General features: G+C 42.3%; 19 protein-coding genes. 7 read left to right on the forward strand and 12 right to left on the reverse strand.

Annotated elements, in window-relative coordinates:
* Nucleotides 1-90 precede the first annotated feature (90 nt).
* Complete coding sequence (locus C7Y66_RS19210) at nt 91-411, reverse strand: threonine dehydratase (protein ID WP_106546802.1); 321 nt, start codon at nt 409-411, stop codon at nt 91-93.
* Between the two features lie 52 nt (nt 412-463).
* Complete coding sequence (locus C7Y66_RS33050) at nt 464-586, reverse strand: hypothetical protein (RefSeq protein ID WP_255410019.1); 123 nt, start codon at nt 584-586, stop codon at nt 464-466.
* 28 nt (nt 587-614) lie between these two features.
* Here C7Y66_RS33050 and C7Y66_RS19215 point away from each other — a divergent pair, with 28 nt between their 5' ends.
* Together C7Y66_RS19215 and C7Y66_RS19220 are read left to right on the forward strand one after the other, a co-directional pair.
* Nucleotides 615-1,442, forward strand: a complete 828-nt coding sequence (locus C7Y66_RS19215) for a tryptophan 2,3-dioxygenase family protein (protein WP_106546803.1) — start codon at nt 615-617, stop codon at nt 1,440-1,442.
* Between the two features lie 128 nt (nt 1,443-1,570).
* Nucleotides 1,571-2,611, forward strand: a complete 1,041-nt coding sequence (locus tag C7Y66_RS19220; RefSeq protein WP_106546804.1) for a DUF2157 domain-containing protein — start codon at nt 1,571-1,573, stop codon at nt 2,609-2,611.
* A gap of 24 nt (nt 2,612-2,635) precedes the next feature.
* On the opposite strand, the gene C7Y66_RS19225 is transcribed toward C7Y66_RS19220, so the two are convergent.
* Nucleotides 2,636-3,502, reverse strand: coding sequence for an NAD(P)-dependent oxidoreductase (locus C7Y66_RS19225; RefSeq protein ID WP_106546805.1), 867 nt, complete (start codon nt 3,500-3,502; stop codon nt 2,636-2,638).
* A 237-nt stretch (nt 3,503-3,739) separates the two neighbouring features.
* On the opposite strand from C7Y66_RS19225, the gene C7Y66_RS19230 reads away from it, so the two are divergent.
* On the forward strand, nt 3,740-4,636 hold the full coding sequence (locus C7Y66_RS19230) for a LysR family transcriptional regulator (RefSeq protein WP_106546806.1): 897 nt from the start codon (nt 3,740-3,742) through the stop codon (nt 4,634-4,636).
* A 98-nt stretch (nt 4,637-4,734) separates the two neighbouring features.
* Here the strand turns inward: C7Y66_RS19230 and C7Y66_RS19235 are convergent, their stop codons facing one another.
* The gene (locus C7Y66_RS19235) at nt 4,735-6,042 is read right to left on the reverse strand and encodes a DUF58 domain-containing protein (protein ID WP_106546807.1); all 1,308 of its coding nucleotides are present in this window, start codon (nt 6,040-6,042) and stop codon (nt 4,735-4,737) included.
* Between the two features lie 192 nt (nt 6,043-6,234).
* Between C7Y66_RS19235 and C7Y66_RS19240 the strand changes: the two genes are divergently transcribed.
* Complete coding sequence (locus tag C7Y66_RS19240; RefSeq protein WP_106546822.1) at nt 6,235-7,422, forward strand: FAD/NAD(P)-binding protein; 1,188 nt, start codon at nt 6,235-6,237, stop codon at nt 7,420-7,422.
* Nucleotides 7,423-7,889: 467 nt separating this feature from the next.
* Nucleotides 7,890-9,497, forward strand: a complete 1,608-nt coding sequence (locus C7Y66_RS19245; RefSeq protein WP_106546808.1) for an iron uptake porin — start codon at nt 7,890-7,892, stop codon at nt 9,495-9,497.
* A 109-nt stretch (nt 9,498-9,606) separates the two neighbouring features.
* On the opposite strand, the gene lepB is transcribed toward C7Y66_RS19245, so the two are convergent.
* Nucleotides 9,607-10,182 carry a signal peptidase I gene (lepB, locus tag C7Y66_RS19250; RefSeq protein ID WP_370143948.1) on the reverse strand — a complete coding sequence of 192 codons (576 nt, stop codon included), beginning with the start codon at nt 10,180-10,182 and terminating at the stop codon, nt 9,607-9,609.
* A gap of 210 nt (nt 10,183-10,392) precedes the next feature.
* On the reverse strand, nt 10,393-11,232 hold the full coding sequence (locus C7Y66_RS19255; protein ID WP_106546810.1) for a DUF3598 family protein: 840 nt from the start codon (nt 11,230-11,232) through the stop codon (nt 10,393-10,395).
* A gap of 12 nt (nt 11,233-11,244) precedes the next feature.
* On the opposite strand from C7Y66_RS19255, the gene C7Y66_RS32545 reads away from it, so the two are divergent.
* Complete coding sequence (locus C7Y66_RS32545; RefSeq protein ID WP_233222752.1) at nt 11,245-11,409, forward strand: hypothetical protein; 165 nt, start codon at nt 11,245-11,247, stop codon at nt 11,407-11,409.
* Between the two features lie 22 nt (nt 11,410-11,431).
* Nucleotides 11,432-11,635, forward strand: a complete 204-nt coding sequence (locus C7Y66_RS19260; protein WP_106546811.1) for a hypothetical protein — start codon at nt 11,432-11,434, stop codon at nt 11,633-11,635.
* Here the strand turns inward: C7Y66_RS19260 and C7Y66_RS19265 are convergent.
* The 6 genes from C7Y66_RS19265 to C7Y66_RS19290 all read right to left on the reverse strand — a co-directional run bounded on the left by C7Y66_RS19265 (nt 11,632) and on the right by C7Y66_RS19290 (nt 18,602).
* A complete protein-coding gene (locus tag C7Y66_RS19265) occupies nt 11,632-12,678 on the reverse strand; it encodes a type II secretion system protein J (RefSeq protein ID WP_106546812.1) in 1,047 nt (348 codons plus the stop codon). The genes C7Y66_RS19260 and C7Y66_RS19265 overlap by 4 nt on opposite strands.
* A 2-nt stretch (nt 12,679-12,680) precedes the next feature.
* On the reverse strand, nt 12,681-13,262 hold the full coding sequence (locus C7Y66_RS19270; protein ID WP_106546813.1) for a Tfp pilus assembly protein FimT/FimU: 582 nt from the start codon (nt 13,260-13,262) through the stop codon (nt 12,681-12,683).
* On the reverse strand, nt 13,240-13,764 hold the full coding sequence (locus tag C7Y66_RS19275) for a prepilin-type N-terminal cleavage/methylation domain-containing protein (protein ID WP_106546814.1): 525 nt from the start codon (nt 13,762-13,764) through the stop codon (nt 13,240-13,242). The genes C7Y66_RS19270 and C7Y66_RS19275 overlap by 23 nt, the downstream gene beginning before the upstream one ends.
* 22 nt (nt 13,765-13,786) lie before the next feature.
* A complete protein-coding gene (locus tag C7Y66_RS19280; protein ID WP_106546815.1) occupies nt 13,787-15,256 on the reverse strand; it encodes a hypothetical protein in 1,470 nt (489 codons plus the stop codon).
* 410 nt (nt 15,257-15,666) lie between these two features.
* Complete coding sequence (locus C7Y66_RS19285) at nt 15,667-17,088, reverse strand: hypothetical protein (RefSeq protein WP_106546816.1); 1,422 nt, start codon at nt 17,086-17,088, stop codon at nt 15,667-15,669.
* Between the two features lie 374 nt (nt 17,089-17,462).
* Nucleotides 17,463-18,602, reverse strand: a complete 1,140-nt coding sequence (locus C7Y66_RS19290) for a tetratricopeptide repeat protein (RefSeq protein WP_015153593.1) — start codon at nt 18,600-18,602, stop codon at nt 17,463-17,465.
* Nucleotides 18,603-18,773 lie beyond the last annotated feature (171 nt).

Here is an 18,773-nt window from a genome sequence, read left to right on the forward strand (position 1 = left end):
GCTAGTGGCTGGTGACTAGAATAACCTCCTTGTCTCCCTTGTCTTCCTTGTCTTCCTTGTCCCCGTTTTCCTTTCACTAACCCCGAACTCCTATTTTTTCGTCGGATTTACTTGTCCAGCCAGTTTGCGGTAATATTCCATTTGTGGATCGGGACGACGATTAGGCGTGAAGCTGGGTTCGATTTTTTCTGATTTGACTTCAGTTATTTGCCGATCTTCTGCCGATTCTATATTATTTTGGCGATCGCCTTCTACGTAATAACTAGAAGTTGAAAATCCTAGCGCTTGCAGCAAAACTAGTAAGCGTTGATAGAAGAAACCAAAGATTTTGCGAATAAATCCAAATATTTGATACAGTAATCCTTCTAGGCGAATGAACGAGTTCCGAAGCAGTTGCTGCAATCTATCCATACTATTGACCTCTCAAAGCAGCATCAATCTAACTTTGGGTGTAACCGTAATACTAACAGTCTATATTTCTCAGATTACTACTATAAGTCAACATTTGTTGACCACCAAATGGATGATATAGCGATCGCCCCACAATTCCTATCGTGCGATCGCAATTCTTGTCAATATAATACATAGGCGTTACGTGTAACGTTTGTACTACTATGTCTGAATCCTATCAACCTCTACCTCCCCTCGATCCTAATTTGGATGTCAGCAAAAATCATTATTGGAATTATCACAACATTGAAGCGTTAATTAGTTGTAAAAAACCTCTAACCGCTTCAAAAGATGAAGATTTATTTATTACCGTGCATCAGATTTGCGAACTTACCTTCCATCAAATGATTATTGACATGGAACGGGTGTTAGATGCTTTATCAAAGGCATTAGATACGGATTTAGTTATTAGTGCTACTAGCGAAGTGTGTTATTTCTTTCAAAGAGTATTGCGACTGTATGAGGTTGTTAATACTACCATGCCGATTCTCAACACTATGCGAGCATTTGTCGAATTTCGGACTAGCACTGGTCCTACAAGTGGCTTTCAATCAGTTCAATTTCGGCAGTTAGAAATTATGAGCGGAGTGAGAAAATATTGGGTAGGTGGGACTAAAGATTCTGAAGGTAAGTTACATATTGCCGAGACTGAATTCGATCGCAAATATGGCGATCGCATTACTCAATGGTTCGAGCATTATAAAGAACATAACTTAGCACATTATTACGATTTACTCATAAGTCGTGCTGTAGGTGAAACGCAAGCTGAGAAAGTTGCCCATTTACGCACTTATCCTGATGCCAATGCAGTTCTCACCTTTTTGCAAGCCTACGATAAATGTCAGACTCAATTTCATCAAGGACATTTAGGCTTGGCAATTCAACAACTTAAAATTGTTGGAGTAGAAGTCGGGACTGGGGGTACGTCTTTTAAAGATTATTTAGCGAAATATCACAGGGAAGAAGCGCCATTGTTTCCAGGGTTGAGCTAAGGGTACGTTAAATAACGTATCCTCCAAAAATATATGTAAAAATAAGCACCTTTAATAGTGGCACAACAACCGTATATTTTCTCGAAACTACCTCTCATGATTGAGTAAACGCTCCTATAGTTTTGAGTATGAAAATTTACAAAGAAGATTTGCATTGGGCAGCTTCCCAAGGCTTAATTACTGAGGCGCAAGCAGACGCGCTATGGCAAGCATTATCTCACCGGAGCGACCATCGCCCCCAATTTAATTTTGCCAACGTAGCTTTCTATTTTGGGGCTTTGGTTGTCATCTCTGCCATGAGTTGGTTTATGAATTTAGCATGGGAATCGTTTGGTGGCGGCGGAATCTTCCTATTAGCTAGTATTTATGCGTTTTGTTTTGTAATGGCAGGCAAAACTTTGTACTTTCGCCAAAACATGAAAGTGCCTGGGGGATTGCTATTTGCGATCTCAGTTTGCATGACTCCTCTAGCAATTTATGGACTGCAAAGATGGACGGGATTTTGGATTCAAGGCGATCCAGGTGTATATCGAGATTACTATATTTGGATTAAAGGCAGTTGGTTTCTAATGGAATTGGGGACTGTTATTTCAGGTTTAATCGCGCTCAAGTTTGTCCGATTTCCATTTTTGACTGCGCCGATTGCGTTTTCGTTATATTTTATGTCAATGGATTTAACCCCATTGTTATTTGGTAAAAATGAATTTAGCTGGGAACAAAGACTTTTGGTTTCTCTATGGTTTGGGATTGCGTGTATTATCATTGCGTATTTAGTCGATCTTCGCACGCGCAGGCGCGATGGAGATTTTGCTTTTTGGTTGTATTTATTTGGCTTACTTGCCTTCTGGTTTGGTATGACTTTGATGAGCGATAGCAATGAATGGCAAAAATTTATTTATTGTTTAATTAATTTGGGATTGATTTTGTTATCGGTATTATTGAAACGCAAAGTTTTTATGGTTTTTGGCGCTATGGGTGTTTTTGGGTATTTAGGTCATCTCGCTTATACAGTGTTTAAAGATGCCCTACTATTTCCATTTGTCCTCACTATTTTGGGAATATCTATTATTTATCTAGGTGTGCTATATCAACGCCATAGTAGAGCCATTGAGCATTTCTGCGATCGCTGTCTCCCACAAGAATTGCGGCAATTGTTGCCGCGAGATTAGAAGATAACAATTTGGCTGAAACAATTAAATGAATAGTTGAGCCACACCTGTAATATTGTCGCTGCCATACCCATTGGCGATCGCTGTTTGATATACGTCTCGAACAGCAGCAGATGTGGGAATCAGCGCTTCAACTGCTTGTGCTGTTTGGATGACATAGCGGAAATCTTTTTCTACTAGTTCAATTGGAAACAGGGGTGCGTGATTTTGTGCCAGCATCAAATTTCCGGCAACTTTAGCAGCTGGACTGATGACGGGTAACTCACCCAGGCATTCAATTGCTTTGGCGCTGGTTATCCCATTTTTGGTCAACATTCCTACAATTTCTGCTAATGCTGCAACTTGAATACCAAATAGTGCATTGACTGCAAGTTTCATTGCCATACCTTGACCATTAGAGCCAACATGATGAACCGCTGAAGCACCTGCGGACAGCAGAATATCTTGGACTTTTGCTAAGGTTTCTGCCTCACCTCCAACCAAGTAGATCAGCTTTCCAGCGTCAGCTTGCGGACGAGAACCAACGACGGGAGCATCGAGAAAGGCTACCCCACGGCTGGCAATTTCCTTCGCTAATTCTGTCGTCCAATCTACGGTTAACGTGCTAGATTCAATTGCGATCGCATCTTTCCTTAGTCCCAGCACTGCACCTATTGTGGAGTCGAGCCAAACACTACGTGACACTTCGTTATCAGCAACCATACTAATAACAATATCGGCTTGCGCGGCGGCTTCCCGTGGTGTTGCAGCATAAACGGCTCCTTGGTTCACCAAAGGCATTGCTTTTTCTGCCGTGCGATTGTAAACAATAACCTGATGGTTTGCCTTGAGTAGGTTCTGTGCGACGCGAGATCCCATTGCTCCAATTCCTAACACTGCAATTCGGCTCATACTCCACCTCTAAGTCAATGTTTAAGTTGATGACTCTACTTTAGTTGCTGCAAAAGCAGCAGTAAATAATAATTCACGAATAACTATCGTGTATAATTTGCATGAATCAATGTATGGGTAAGTCAAAAGTCAAAAGGTAGGGGCGGGTTTTGAGCAAAAATTTTTGGTTCTAGCTGTCAACCTATCTGCTAAACCCGCCTGTACTCAAAAGTCAAAAAGAGTATTCGTAGCTCAGCAATGGATTTCTCGGTGCTACAAATTTTTGTGGAAGTAATGAGACAGGGCAGTTTTGCCGCTGTAGCACGCGATCGCAATATCGATCCATCTTCCGTTTCCCGCGCAATCGCAGGTCTAGAGGAAGAACTCGGTATTCGGTTACTTCAGCGGACGACGCGCCAGTTATCCCCTACCGAAGCTGGTATGGCGTATTTCCAACGTATCGAGCCATTAGTCGAGGAGATGCAGCAGGCGATCGATATAGCAACAGACGTGACAGGACAGCCAAAAGGAACGCTGCGGGTGACGGCTTCTGTTTCGTTCGGACTCAAGTGCATCGTCCCTCTATTGAGTAGCTTTAGCGTGATGTATCCCGATCTCACAGTCGATCTATTACTCACTGATGCGATCGTCGATTTGTTAGCTGAAAGAATTGACGTTGCAGTTCGTCTCGGACCACTCGCAGATTCTACTTTAATTGCCCAACAACTGATGCGAACTCGCTATTCGGTCTGCGCTAGCCCAGATTATCTCAAGCGATGGGGTCAACCACAAAAACTGAGTGATGTAGAGCAACACAATTGTCTTCTCTTCCCTTTGGCTGGCTTCAGATCGAGATGGATATTCATGGATAAAAATGGGGACAAGAGCGAAATTCCCGTGCGTGGGCGCGTTGTCATCTCTAGCGCGATCGCACTTCAGCAGTGCGCGATCGCTGGAATGGGTTTGGCATTGCTGCCCCACTGGTTAATTGACGAAGATTTAAATAATGGCAAGCTTGTCAACGTGTTTCCAGACTACCAAGTGACGGCAACAGATTTCAACACCGCAGCATGGCTGATCTATCCTTCTCGTGCTTACGTTCCGCTCAAAGTGCGAGTATTCATAGACTTTCTCAAAAAACATATCTCAAGCTAACTACGACAAGTCAAAAGTTAAAAGTCAAAAGTCAAAAAATTTGACATAACTAAGCTAGCTACCTTACTAACAACCAACAACCAACAACCAACAACCAACTACAACTGATTTTTCGCTTTAAGCTGCAAATACCGATCTACCAACTGTTCGGAAATCAAATCGGCTGGTGCATCTAATACTAAAACCCCTTTTTGTTTCAACCCAGCAAAGGCAACTTGACGCTGAGATAATAAATCCAAAGCCACAGCACGGGCATAAGTCGCATTCACTTCATCTGTAGAAGTATGAGCTAAACGATCCACAAGACGATCGCGTAACGTAACGCAAAAAGGTAAATAACGGGGTGTCAGTCTTCCTAATGCAGCTAATAATTCGGCAGAAGCGGTTATATCAACAATGTCTGTAATTAATACTACCAAGGCTCTGCGAGCTTGTTGTTTGATAATACTCGTGACAGCACCAATATAGTCAGATTCGAGTAATACGGGTTGAATTGGTGTCAGGCGATCGATCAGTTGGTTTAATTGATTTTGTCCTCGTTCCGGTGGTATCCAAGTCTGCATTTGCTTATCAAATACTCCCACACCCACGCGATCGCCGCGATGAATTCCCGCTAGTGCTAAAGCCAAAGTTGCGTTTAAACCCCAATCAAACCGCTTTAACCCTGATACTTGAGCCGTCATCAAGCGTCCTCTATCCAATAGAATAATCAGGGTTTGTTCGTGTTCTGGCTCCAAAACTCGCACCAAAGGACGGTTGCGACGTGCCGTAGCTTTCCAGTCAATCAACCGCAAATCGTCACCCGTACCATAATCTTTAAGTTCGGCAAATTCCGTTCCGATTCCCCGTTGGCGCAGCTTGCGAATTGAACCAGCCGATTGTAGCGTCAGACGAATGGAGAGCGATCGCAATCCTACCAAGTCAGGATAAACCTTGACTTTCTGACTTTGAGGAATTTTCCAGTTATCCCAACCTAATCCCCAAGCACCCAATTGTCTCACTTGCAGATCTCCCCAGGCAGATTCTCCCCGTTGGTTGGGGTGAATTGTATAAGTTAAGTCTGTCGTGCTGTTATATGCAAGAGCAGCAGTCAGCGTAGTTGCAGAAACAGCGAACTGCATCGGGTAATAATCACAAATCTGAATTTGAGCTGATTTTTTCAACGATCGCACTGTCAAAACCACCGGATTATCCCGTCCGATGGAGAGTCTAGCAGGCAGAGATCGCTCGACTTGGACGCGATGACGGCGTACCATTAGGCTATCGGCGAGCGTCAGCCCTAAGATAACAGCATCAAACAGCAGCATCACCAAGATACTACGCGGTACGTTCCAAAGTGTGGCTAATAGGGGTGCGATTGCTATTCCCAACAACAGCAACAAATAAACTCTTCTGGTAGGAATCATAGGGAGATAGATAAAGGCATCATACCAATTTACTCTCAGTTGCGGGAGTCGGTGTAGAGACGTTGCAGGCAACGTCTGTACGGGAGTCAGGATTATTTTTGACTTTTAACTTTTAACTTCTGACTTTTGATTCCCGATGCTATCTTGAATAAGAATGATTATCATTTTAAAGTACTGTCTAGCACGATTGTCATGCTTGCAGAAGCTTCCAATACCGATATTGCCATCATTGGCGCTGGTCCCCACGCTCTCACGTTTATTGCCTACTTGCTGCAAAAGCGGAAAAAGCTGCGGCACAGGTTTGCTGTTTTCGATCCAAGTGGAATGTGGTTGCAGCAGTGGCAGCAACAATTTGCGGCTTTTGAGATCCCTCATTTACGTTCTCCTGCCGTCCACCATCCCGATCCCAACCCATACGCCTTGCGAAAATTTGCCGAATGTCGTCCCCAGGAATTATTTGCCCCTTACGATCTGCCAGGAACGCAATTATTTCAAGATTTTTGTACCGATTTAATTCGCCGTTTGGATTTGCCACCAGTTTTCAAAGCAAAGGTTTTGCGGATCGAACCCTTACAACATCGGTTGCGTCCTCGGTTTCGCTTGTGGCTAGCAGACGATCGCACGGTTGTTGCCCGTAGGATAGTATTCGCCAAGGGTAGCAGTCAAATTCACACACCTGAGTGGGTGAGTCAAATTCAGTCTCCTTATCCGCCAGAACGGTTATGTCACTCTCAACAAGTGGATTTGCAAAAATTGAACTTAGCTGGAGAACGCATATTAATTATTGGTGGTGGATTAACCAGCGGTCATTTGGCTGTAGGCGCGATCGCCCGTGGTGCTAAAGTCGTGTTGATGGCAAGGCGCAACTTACAAGAGAAATTATTTGATGCCGAACCAGGGTGGCTGGGACCGAAATATCTCAAAGATTTTTGGGCAGAACCGGACTGGGAAAAGCGTTGGTATTTAATTCAACAAGCTAGAAATGGGGGTTCCCTCACGCCAGCAATGATGCTACAGTTGCGGCGGCTCATGCGGTGCGATCGCTTGCAGATTCAGGAACAATGCCAAGTCGTCAAAGCAGTATGGCAAGGGAATAGTTGGTTAGTGCATTGCCATAATGGGGAAGAGAATGAATGCGATCGCATTTGGGTCGCAACAGGGACGACACTTGACGTGACTGCCGAACCTCTGCTGTCAGACATGCTCAATACCTTTCCTCTAACTATAGCTAGAGGTTTACCCGTTCTCGATCCCTGCTTGCGCTGGTCGGGATGCGAATTTTATATGATGGGTGGCTTGGCAGCATTACAAGTAGGACCAACTGCTAGAAACTTATCAGGTGCAAGAATGGCAAGTGAAAGGATCGTGTCTGCTTTGTAGCTTCACTGTTGGCAAAGGTGACAGTTACCAGACTGGAATTTTTTACTCTTAATAAAATCCTGCACGCGACTGCAAAAAATATGGCGATAGCTATAGCTAACACCGCAACTGAAACCTATATTTTGTGCATTTTATAATACAGTCTTAGCGTGCAAGATATTGTTATCTTAGTTACTTCAAGTCATTTTTTACAAAAGTTATTCTTTGATAACATTTAAACACTTATAAAAAGACAGAATCACTTCGCCGATTGACGATCGCAAAAGATGTGCTCGACTGATTTTTGAACATCTATCTTAGGAATGAGTTCAAAAGAATAAGCCAAAAGAGTTGTGGAATTCAGGGAAATCAGCAACTGTTGTCTTAACTAAAGCAGTTTTTTGAGTTTGAGAAAATATCGTAATCCATGTAACTTTTTTTCTTTGCCATTCTCGGTAATTATGTAAAAAGGTGTGAGGTATATACTAATGAAACGACTTTTTAGAGATTCTTTTTTCGTTTCTCTAGCGGTTATTGCTGCTAATTCTTTATATTTAAACTCAGCGATCGCGGGAGATATAAGTTCAGTGACTCCCATGACTGCAACTAGTGTTGAGACATTAACGACAAAAGAGCGATCGCCACAGCTAGCTCAAGTGACTTCAGTTTCCCAATTATCAGACGTGCAGCCTACAGATTGGGCATTTCAGGCATTGCAATCTTTGGTAGAACGATATGGTTGCATTGCGGGATACCCCGATGGAACTTATCGCGGTAATCGCGCTTTAACTCGTTATGAATTTGCCGCAGGGTTAAACGCTTGTTTAGATCGAGTCAACGAACTGATTGCCACCGCTTCTGCCGATATGGTCAACAAAGAAGACTTGGCAACTTTACAACGGTTGCAAGAGGAGTTCGGTACGGAACTTGCAACTTTGCGCGGTCGAGTCGATGCTTTAGAAGCAACCACCGCCGAACTAGAAGCAAATCAATTTTCCACCACAACCAAATTGAGCGCTCAAGTCATTATGGCGGCTAGCGATACTTTTGGCGATGACGTGGAGGACAACACAGTCCTACAAACGAGAATGCGGTTCAATTTCCTGTCTAGTTTTACTGGTACAGATCAACTGCAAGTTCGCTTGCAAGCAGGTAATTTTAGTGCCTTTGACTATGTAGGCAACATTACAAATGAAGGACAGATAGCATATGCTACGGGTACTGATAACGATGTTGTCGTAGATAACCTCAACTACAGTTTTCAAGTTGGCGATAATCTAAGAGTTTGGCTGCTAGCTAACTCTGGAGAATACGACGACGTTTTTGATATTGTCGATAACCTGATTACCGACACGAATGTAGGTGCAATTGGTAATCTCAGCTTCAACCCCATCTATAATGCAGGGGGACAGAATGCAGGGATAATTACAGAATTCTCAATAACTGAAGCTTTGAAACTGGGGCTTGGCTATCAAGCTGGTAATGCTGAAGATCCTGCCCCTGGTAACGGTTTATTTAACGGTAGCAATAGCTTTCTCGGACGATTAGAGTACGGGACTGACAGATTTAAGGTTGCCTTTGCCTATCTCCATACGTATGACGAAGCCTTAAACACGACAGAACAAGGTAGTATTCGATCGCTGGTAGAAGTCACAGATGCTGATGGCAGCACGCGATCGGTAGTGGGCAATCACTACGGTGTAGAAGCACAGTTTGACATCACCCCTGGAATTAGAATTGGTGGATGGGCAGGATTGAGTAAGGCGATCGTGCTTGGAATGGGTGATGCTGATGTGTGGAACTATGCTCTGTCTCTCAGTTTTCCCGATTTGGGCAAGGAAGGAAACCTACTCAATATTATTGTGGCGGTGGAACCTAAACTAACGGGTACGAGTGGTTTTACTGTTGCTGATGGCGACGGTTTAGAAAGAAGAAGAGATCCCGATACTGGGTTGCACGTTGAAGCGTCGTATCGATATCAATTGACTGATAATATCTCGGTTGCACCGGGCGTAATTTGGCTGACTGCTCCAGGTCACGATAGCGACAATAGCGATATTGTTGTCGGTACGTTGAGGACAACGTTTGAGTTTTAGTTGTTAGTTGGTGATTGTTAGTTAGTGGTTGTAAATTCCCCTCATTTCTCGATCGAGATTTGGGGGAATTTTCTATGCACTGAACTGAAAGTAGGCTTTACCTAATTACCTAGTTACTGCTGGCGGTTTCAGCGTACAAACTACCTACACGGTAGGGAGGCCAAAAACGCACTGCTGCCTTACCAATAATGCGATCGCGACTGATAAAACCCCAAGCATGGCTGTCATAGCTGCGATTGCGATTATCTCCCAACACAAGGTAAGACTTGGGTGGCACGATCGCTGCCGCTAAAATGTATTCCGGTGGCTCGGCAATGTAATGTTCTGTTAAAGGGCGATCGTTGATATATACGATCCCATTTTTCACTTCTACCTTCTCTCCTGGCAGTCCAATAACTCGCTTCACATATGCATCGCTAGAATGCTCTTCCTGAATCACTGCTTCTGGAGGGGTAAACACGATGATATCTCCTCGCTGAGGATTGCCGATGTGGTAGCTAATTTTGTCTACGAAGAGGCGATCGTCAATCTGTAAAGTAGGCTTCATGGAAGTAGAAGGGATTAAGTAACACTGCTCCGCAGTTATCCGAATGCCAAATCCAATTAGCAATGTTATTCCCAGTAACTTAGAACCCTCAGCCCAAGGATTTTGCGATTTACTGACTCGAAAGCTGTGTACGGGCATATATTTAGTAATTATTTTAACAGATATATTACGTATTTCTACCATAAACACTAAGCGATCGCTACTATAATCAGATAGATATCAATGAATTTTTCAGTAAATTTACGCACATCAGTTATTAGGGAGCAGGGAGCGCACGAGCAGGGAGCAGGGGGGCAGAGGGACAGAGAAGCAACAACCAATTACCAATTACCAATTACCAATTACCACTCACTTCCTTTCAGTAACCAAAGTAAGGCTAGTCCATTCACCTTTATCGTTGTAACGTCTTATCAGTCTTTGTCGTAGATTTGGCTGTACTAGCCAACCAACTTCGAGAAAAAAGGCTTGTCTTAACTGCACTTGCTGAGGGCAAGTGGCAGAAGCGCCATCTGGTAGTAGCATAACTTGAGTCATTTGGCGATCGGGCTGAGAACCCTCAAAGTAGAGTAACGATCCGGTAATTTTGCCTGTGGAACTGATTTGGTAAGGGTTTTCTGGCGTAGAGTAGATAGTCAATTGTTGTGCGAGGCGATCGCTACCAAGGCGCTCGATTTGCAGTTGTGTAGAATAAGTATCGGGCGATCGCCAGTCGGGATAAATTGTGACCGCTTCCCCTTGCCACTTACCTACCAAGTCATCAACCTGTAGAGGGGGACGTTCTGGAGTTGTCGTACCAGCAAGATATTCGCGAATCAGCGTAATTTTATCCAACTTTCCGTTCGGTGTAAAAAGTTGCACTAAGCGCAAGCGGCGATCGCCATGAATTAAACCAAGTTCTGCGCCAAATTCTGCAAACGGACTGAGTTGAATCGAACCTTGAGAAAACGCACCATTTTCAAAAAACAGTACCCCCTTACCCAGAGAACTGTATTCAAATACTTTTTCCTCGGCGGGACGATTGGATGGTAGGAAACGGACAATTTGACGGATAGTTTTATTATCGTTTAATCCAGCTAGAGATACAACTGTAGGCGTATCTTCGATTAACTCAGCTTGGGGTGAGAATCGTGTAAACGAACCCTGCCATTCACCTAAGTTTTGTAGCAAATATTGCCATTGCGATCGCATAAACAGTGACCAGTGACCAGTGACCAGTTATCAGTGAAGAAAGGATGTGGGTTGTGGGGTGTGGGGTTAAATTGCGAATTGCGTAACGCTTCGCTTCGCCTTCGGCTGACACGTAGTGTAGCGAAGCGTTTATTGCGAATTGCTTCCTCAGCTCTCACGCTCTCTTCAAACTCCTAATTTCTAATTAAAAAATAATTTTATGGCAAATTTAGTCCGTCGCATAGTACTTGCTCAAGCAAGTTCTCTACGCGGGCTTGCTACCGACCTAATAACTAAACTACCTAGCATTCTATTCGCTTGGTATCTTATAGCAATTCTCGATTATGTGGATGATATTTGTAGGGGCGCACAGCTGTGCGCCCCTACCAGACGTGTATTGCATCCAATTGAAAACTACGCTTAGAAATCTTCACACCTTGCATTGCTTGGCGCACTGGTATACGAACCGATAGTTGCTCTAACTGTGTAGCAGTTCTGTTTACCAGAAGTAGGACGAAGGCTGGGAGTAGTACTGCTATCTAAGTGGGAAGCAGAACCACTATAAACTTCTGTAGCTACTCCATCTACGGTGCGATAGACTTTGTAAGTTGGATTACCCGTACCACTCCAAGTCCAAGTCAAATTCATCTCGGTTGTTCCTGACTTGCTACCGGATAGCACGGGTGCGAGTTCAGTACTGTAGCTGCTGAGGCGAGAAAATGCTCTACCCGTGACATCTTGATTTTCTGTACTACTTACTGCACCGCGCAAGAACAGTTCGACTAAACTACCGTCAACACAAGCATAAAAACCGCCAGCACCAAACTTAACGGCGGGTGAGGCGCAAGTTGGATTGATATCTGTATCAGAAATTGAGTCAACTAAAATATCGCTAGCTACAGGGTTTTTGCAAGGATCGATTGAACCATCTGTATTCGGTATGCGTCCGTAACGAGCAATTACCTTTGGATTTAACCAGCTTCCAGTTGTAGGGCGAATATCGTAAACTACTTTGTCATACCCTGCTTGGTAATCAGCGGGAACTGTGTAAGAAGCAGTCGGGGGAGGACAAGCAGGAGGAATATTCGTAATCGGAATTTCTAGATATAAAGCAATTGTGCCATAACTACCTAACTTTGTTTTAATTCCAGCGTCTTCTACAATTTTTTCCAAAGTTATAGTAGAACTATCTGCAACTTCAGTGTCAAGTCGATTAATTCTACTTGCCATTCTAATTTCATGAGTCATGAAATCGAAAGCGCGATTGAGATCGATTTGTCTTTCGGTTTTGGCTTCTGCTTTATTATCAAAAGATGTAATTGTGACCAAGGCAAATCCTGCAATAACAATCACCATTGTACTAATTAGGACTGCAATTAGTAACTCTACAAGTGTAAATCCTCTAGAAGGTTGAGGAATATGAAACCGACGATAAATTCGAGCAAAATATTGTTTCATATAACTCATAATTAGGATGCAGTACACATACCGTCGTCGGTAATTTGATTTGCCGTGGTAGAATCACCAGCGTATTCACCAGTTCTTGTCAGCCCTAAAGTATTAGATATAGCCAAGCATTTTTTATCGTGAATGGAGCTGCGGGCAACAGAAAAGATCAATTTTCCACTAGAATCGACTGGAGGAGGAGGGTTTCTAGAACTGAGAACTGTAAATTCTGCTGTGCCTAAAATACCAAAAGTAATTTTGATGGGATTTCCTGTTACTTGACTAATATTTGTTATTAGTTGAACTCCCTTTGATAAATTGCGATCGCCCGTAACACCACAATTTGCGGTAATTTGTACTGGTGTTGTCGATAACATCAACATGACATCGCAAGGTTGACTTTTACGAATAGCTTGTCTTTGCGCTTCTTGCAAAAGTCCTCTGACTTCAACTACCGCTTGATTCAATTTGACGCGATCTAAAGAACCAGCAAAGCTAGGAAGTGCGATCGCGGCTAGAATACCAATAATGACAACTATTATTAATATCTCTATTAAAGAAAAGCCTTTGTTTCGATTATTTCTACGGACACTTAAGCGACGCATCAGGAATTACCTCAGTTGAAAGCGTTGCAATAGGAAAAATACTGTCTGCTGGCGTGACTTTATAAGTTAGCTGAAGTAATTTGTAAGCATAAGTAGGAGTATCGTAAATAGTAGTTCGAGTCAGAGTGAAACTTTTTCCTGCTAAAGTTTTAGAAACAGATGTTATGGTAGATGGTGCTGATGGAGGTGGTGACGTTGGAGTGCCAAGTATACTATGTAGTAATCCCGCAGCAAAGCCATCAGCAGAAGTAGTGGCGTTACATCTATTGGAATAAGGAAAAGTATTAATTTCGTATTCTTTGGCTTGATTCCTAACGAATTCTAAATCTTTTTGAATCCAAGTAATTGCTTCGTTACGTTGTTCGGTTCTCACTTTAAAAATAACGGCAAATAAAAGTGCTTGCATTGCTACAGCAAGAAATACGCTAACTATAAGTATGGAAATTAATACCTCAAAAAGAGTAAATCCCTCAGCTTGTCTTGGCAATTTCTGTAGATGCATCGATCGCGCTATTTTTACAGTTTTATAATTGATAACGTCGCCAGTTTTTAACTGTACCTAATTTATACCTAGTAGAGCTAGAAAATCCAATGCTAGTATCAACATCTGACAGACTCGATAGATCGTCTGATACAGCAATTCCAGAATATGGGCTTGAAGTATTAGTATGAGATATTGATTCTACCCAGACAACACCATCAATATTTGTGTTGCCGGGACTATCGCATCCATCTCCCGATCCCCCTAGTTGGAGATTCCCCCTACGAGAATAAAAAAAAGCATTTTGAATACAGGCGTTACCATAAATCTGAGTTGCATCGGTTGTAGAAATGATTATCCGTAAGTCCCCTACCTTACCAGGCAAACCACCATTCCTAACATTGCGAATTTTGGCATTTTCTTCAACTGTTATCGAGCCATTGACGTAGATATTAACTGGACTATTAGTTGTATTAACATCGATAGTCGCAGAACCTTTCATTGTGATTGGTCCATTAACATAGAGATTAATCGGACCCGAACCAGAAGTTGTATCAATACTAACAATAGTATTAGCTTGAATATCTATCTTGCCTGTCTGATAGTGAGTTAGGCTACTACTTAAGCTAGGAATGTTTGTGTTTCCTGTAGCGTCTCCTATAGAAACTGGTGTTACTCCTAATGGTGGGTCATAAGATAGAGTAGGTTCAAGTTTCCTGGCAAAAATTTTTCCAGCAACACTGTCAAAGTTGATGCCGTTAGTTGAACCAGAGCTAATAGCATTGAGATAGTCTCCCCTATTACTATCACCTGGTGCAGCAGATCCACTACTAGGACCGAAACCCAAAGAGATAGGATCGTAGTAAATATTTCCATTACTACCAAGAATACTGCGTCCTCCAAGCGATAAGTGTTTGACTGCTAATACGCCAGGAAAATTACTTGTAGCAGGGCTAGAATCTATAGCTGCTGTTACAGCAATATAGGAGGTAGAACTTCCTCGTTTTCCTTCAACTAAAAAAGTTCCTGTCTTATTAGTACTGTGATAACGGTATGCCTTAAGCGTATATGTACCGTCAATACCAATCGCATCACTACAGCTAATGCTTGCAGTTCCCGAACCAGTTCCAGGAGTACATGGCGAAGAATTGGCAGAAACGCTCGTCCAATCATCGACAGCCGTAGTCGAATCATCACTGGTGTTGGGAATGCCGTCTGTTCCCAAATAGGTTTTATTCGTCTTAGGATTAATAGGATCGTAATTAAGACTGAGTAAAACTATATTCTCAGGTTTCGTCATCTGAGCGAGAGTTCGAGCTACTCCTGCTTCTGCTACGGCTAAACTATCCTCAGCTTGAGTGCGGGTAGATGCGATCGCTTCATGGCGAGAAGCACGGAAAATTAGGGTAGTAGCAATTGTTAGTATGACTAACCCCATACCCATAGCGGTAACAAGGCTAAAACCTTTGTCTGTTGAATTGCTATTAAAAACTATTTGCAATTTATGTTTCATCTCCACTCATCTCCTGGTACAAATCAAATACCAGCACAAAATGTTTCTTGCTACAAGAGTGCTGTAATTGAAAAAATTGAATAATGTTTGCACCAAACAGAGATAGGGAGAAGTCTTCATCTAAACGGAAAACCGTGATGTCTCTCAAGAAAAATTACGTAGCTATAAATGATTCAAAGGACTATTAACAAAATAGAAGATTCTGCCTTATTTTCGAGAATAAAGCCAAATTTTCTTAGTAAACCATCCTAGAATTAAGTCTAGCTTGCCCTAATGCTAGGTAGTTTATGACCGTAAAATTACGGTAATTATGCTAAAGATTGCGTGCTGTATTTCAGTGATTTTACGGTAAAGAAAAAGATTGAGTTTAAGGCGATCGCAAAGTATGAAAAATTAGAGAATCTCTAACTCTACAATTTATATCTCTGCCACTTTTGGATCGAACCAATTTTATTATTAGTATATAGATTAAAGCTATTAGCTAAATCTGATAAGCTGAGGACATTATCTGATATATTAATGCCTGTGTTGTTAGTATTAGTATTTTGAAGATCTTCAGCCCACACCACTCCATCAAGATTACTGTTTCCAGGACTCTCACAACCGTCTCCTGATGTTTCTAATTTGAAATCTGCATCCCGATTATAAAGAAAAGCATTTTGAATACAAGCAGTGTTGTAAAGATAAGCAGATTGCGGCGTTCCCGAACCACTGTACAAAATAATAATTCGTAAATCTCCAACTCTGGGCAGTTGTCCATCAGTGCGAATATTACGAATTTTAGAATCTCCTCGCAAATGAAATCCTTCTTTATTTAAATACGAACCTTTTATATAAAGATAAACTGGACCAGCAGTTGTATCAACATTAATTACTTTGTCAGTAATATCAATTTTATTAGTTTGATAATGAGTAATTTGTCCGCTAGTACCAGTAAGTGGAAGCGACAGCAATGAAAACCTGGGATCTGTGATGTCTCCTAAATCCGTACCTTGCGCAGTGAAGGGAAAGTTGAGTTGCAGCTTACAAGCGAAAATTGTGCCATCAATACTAGTATCTGTGGTATCTGATGCCGAACCGATAGCAGCGAGATATTGAGATCTATTTGTACCACCTTTTATGGCATATCCATTCAGATTAGAAATATTAAAAGCAGTCACAGGATCGAAGTAAATATTAGCATTCTTACCTGCAATTCTACGTGTTTGTATTTCAATGCGATCGGGATCGAAAGTAGTATGAGTGCTAATAGCGCCAGGAAAATCTTGAATTGTTACACTAATTGCTACTGTGACTGCAAGATAAACGATAGAATTATCATTCTGACCTGATATTAAGAAAGTTCCTGTTTGCTTTAAATTATCGTAACGATATGCTAATAACTGAAATTGACCGTTACCAATACTGTTAGAACCAGTCAGTGCAGTTATATTAGGAGATACTGACGGTAGACAAGGAAAAGTAATCGGAGTTATCCATTCATTAATAGCAATTGTAGTATCATCGCTTGTTTTAGGAATGCCATCGGCTCCTAGATAATTCTTTCCCGTTTTTGAATCGATCGGATCGTAATTCCGAGTTAGTAAAACTGAGTTTTCTGGTTTAGTCATGAGAGTTAGAATTCTAGCAACACCTCCTTCAGCCACAGCTAAACTATCTCCAGTTTGAGTGCGGGTAGATGCGATCGCTTCGTTACGAGAAGCACGAAAAATTAGGGTAGTCGCAATTGCCATCACGATCAAACCCATACTGAGAGCAAGAACTATAGTAAACCCTCGCTCTTGAGATCGTTTTAGCGCTAAAAGTTTAATTAGAAAGGTTTGTAACGACAAGGTTTTTCCTAGATTGCATTGAACTTAAGATCTAGTTTGCCCTGAAGTACAGTAATTTCTTGCCGCACGATCGCGGTAATTATGCTGAAGATTTCACAAATACGTTTGTGTAGTTTTACTGAGAGAAAGTCTGAGACTTTTATTGAAATTGTAAAGCGCATACAAGTTTATAGAGAGGTAACGCTGTACGTCCGTGTTCTAGCCTTTTTCAATTGGATGAGATACAAGATCTGTAGGGGCGCACAGCTGTGCGCCCCTACGAGGGTATTCCACCATCATAAGAATCGCTATGTGTAACAAAAAAATAGCCAGTTGTTGCTGGCTAAGAAAATCTATATGACTGACAGAACTTTTAAAGTAAAAATACTCTAATGCTATACATCTACACGCGACTCAGAGATCAAATTTTGAAATCTTTCGTCTTGAGAAATGGTATGAAAGACCGAGCTATTCTTGGCAAGAGTACGATACTTATCTGGACTGATTTGAATTGCCTGTTGTAAGCTAATAACTGCTTGTTCGGCTTGCGATTGCAAAGCATAACAGCAGGCAATATTGTACCAAAATATAGGTGTATGAGGCTGGACTTCTAAAGCTTTGGTGTAAATGGCGATCGCTTCTTGGTAACGGCACAATTCATACAAAGCCAAACCACAATCGTACCAAACTGCCATATCTTGGGGTTGAATGCTAAGAGCATGTTTGTAGCTAGCGATCGCTGCTTCTTTTTCACCAACTTGTGCTAGAGATAGTCCCCTGTTATACCACGCCCAAAAATCATTAGGCTCCAACTCAACAGTGCGATCGAAACAGACGACTGCTGCTGTGAAATCTCCTAATTTTCGCAGCGCTACCCCCTTGTTGTACCAAGCCTTGCTATATTCTGGATCGATTGCCAAAGCGCGATCGAAGCTAGCTACTGCTTTGGTATATTCACCCCAGTCGCTTAGAGTGATGCCGCGATTATTCCAAGTCAAGAGATCGTCAGGTTGGAACTCTAGAGCGCGATCGAAGCTATCAACTGCTGCTGCATATTGCTTGAGATGTCCCAGTGCCGTACCTCGGTTGTACCATGCCCAGTAAGCATCTGGTCGTAGCTGGATTGTTTTTTCAAAGTTGATAACAGCTTTTTCGTAGCAACCAAGATCGATCAGAGTAATCCCTCGGTTGTGCCAAATTGTCGCCGCATCAGGGTTAAATTCTAAAGCGCGATCGAAGCTATTGAGAGCTTCAATATAACGACCCAGCTTACCCAGGGCAATTCCGCGATTGTGCCAAACCCAGCTAGCATCTGGACGCAGGGTAATAGCGCGATCGAAACTGGCGATCGCCTCTTCATGGCGGTTTAAACTACCCAAGGCTATACCTCGCTGCGACCAAGCATCAGCGTAATCTGGCTTGTATTCCACAGCTACATCTAAGCTTAGTAGAGCTTCTGCGTATTGTTCGGCTTTATTGCGACGCAATCCCTGTTGATAAAAAAATTCTGCCTCCAGACTGAGATTCCACTTCATAGATCTTGGCATCTAACCTAAGGATGATTTTATTTTGCAGATGCTCAACAAGATATCACGACTCAATCACAAAATGGTGAAGTTTGTATAGAAGAAGACTAGAAATTTGTGTATGGATGGTAATGGGTAATGGGTAATGGGTAATGGGTAATTACTCCCCTTCTCCCACTC

It is taken from the genome of Chroococcidiopsis sp. CCALA 051, from assembly GCF_003015105.1.
Lineage (GTDB): Bacteria > Cyanobacteriota > Cyanobacteriia > Cyanobacteriales > Chroococcidiopsidaceae > Chroococcidiopsis > Chroococcidiopsis thermalis.

Coding starts and splice junctions, on each gene's coding strand:
- C7Y66_RS19210 (WP_106546802.1), bottom strand. CDS start 411: ATGGATAGATTGCAGCAACTGCTTCGGAACTCGTTCATTCGCCTAGAA.
- C7Y66_RS33050 (WP_255410019.1), bottom strand. CDS start 586: ATGTATTATATTGACAAGAATTGCGATCGCACGATAGGAATTGTGGGG.
- C7Y66_RS19215 (WP_106546803.1), top strand. CDS start 615: ATGTCTGAATCCTATCAACCTCTACCTCCCCTCGATCCTAATTTGGAT.
- C7Y66_RS19220 (WP_106546804.1), top strand. CDS start 1,571: ATGAAAATTTACAAAGAAGATTTGCATTGGGCAGCTTCCCAAGGCTTA.
- C7Y66_RS19225 (WP_106546805.1), bottom strand. CDS start 3,502: ATGAGCCGAATTGCAGTGTTAGGAATTGGAGCAATGGGATCTCGCGTC.
- C7Y66_RS19230 (WP_106546806.1), top strand. CDS start 3,740: ATGGATTTCTCGGTGCTACAAATTTTTGTGGAAGTAATGAGACAGGGC.
- C7Y66_RS19235 (WP_106546807.1), bottom strand. CDS start 6,042: ATGATTCCTACCAGAAGAGTTTATTTGTTGCTGTTGTTGGGAATAGCA.
- C7Y66_RS19240 (WP_106546822.1), top strand. CDS start 6,235: ATGCTTGCAGAAGCTTCCAATACCGATATTGCCATCATTGGCGCTGGT.
- C7Y66_RS19245 (WP_106546808.1), top strand. CDS start 7,890: ATGAAACGACTTTTTAGAGATTCTTTTTTCGTTTCTCTAGCGGTTATT.
- lepB (WP_370143948.1), bottom strand. CDS start 10,182: ATGCCCGTACACAGCTTTCGAGTCAGTAAATCGCAAAATCCTTGGGCT.
- C7Y66_RS19255 (WP_106546810.1), bottom strand. CDS start 11,232: ATGCGATCGCAATGGCAATATTTGCTACAAAACTTAGGTGAATGGCAG.
- C7Y66_RS19260 (WP_106546811.1), top strand. CDS start 11,432: ATGGCAAATTTAGTCCGTCGCATAGTACTTGCTCAAGCAAGTTCTCTA.
- C7Y66_RS19265 (WP_106546812.1), bottom strand. CDS start 12,678: ATGAGTTATATGAAACAATATTTTGCTCGAATTTATCGTCGGTTTCAT.
- C7Y66_RS19270 (WP_106546813.1), bottom strand. CDS start 13,262: ATGCGTCGCTTAAGTGTCCGTAGAAATAATCGAAACAAAGGCTTTTCT.
- C7Y66_RS19275 (WP_106546814.1), bottom strand. CDS start 13,764: ATGCATCTACAGAAATTGCCAAGACAAGCTGAGGGATTTACTCTTTTT.
- C7Y66_RS19280 (WP_106546815.1), bottom strand. CDS start 15,256: ATGAAACATAAATTGCAAATAGTTTTTAATAGCAATTCAACAGACAAA.
- C7Y66_RS19290 (WP_015153593.1), bottom strand. CDS start 18,602: ATGAAGTGGAATCTCAGTCTGGAGGCAGAATTTTTTTATCAACAGGGA.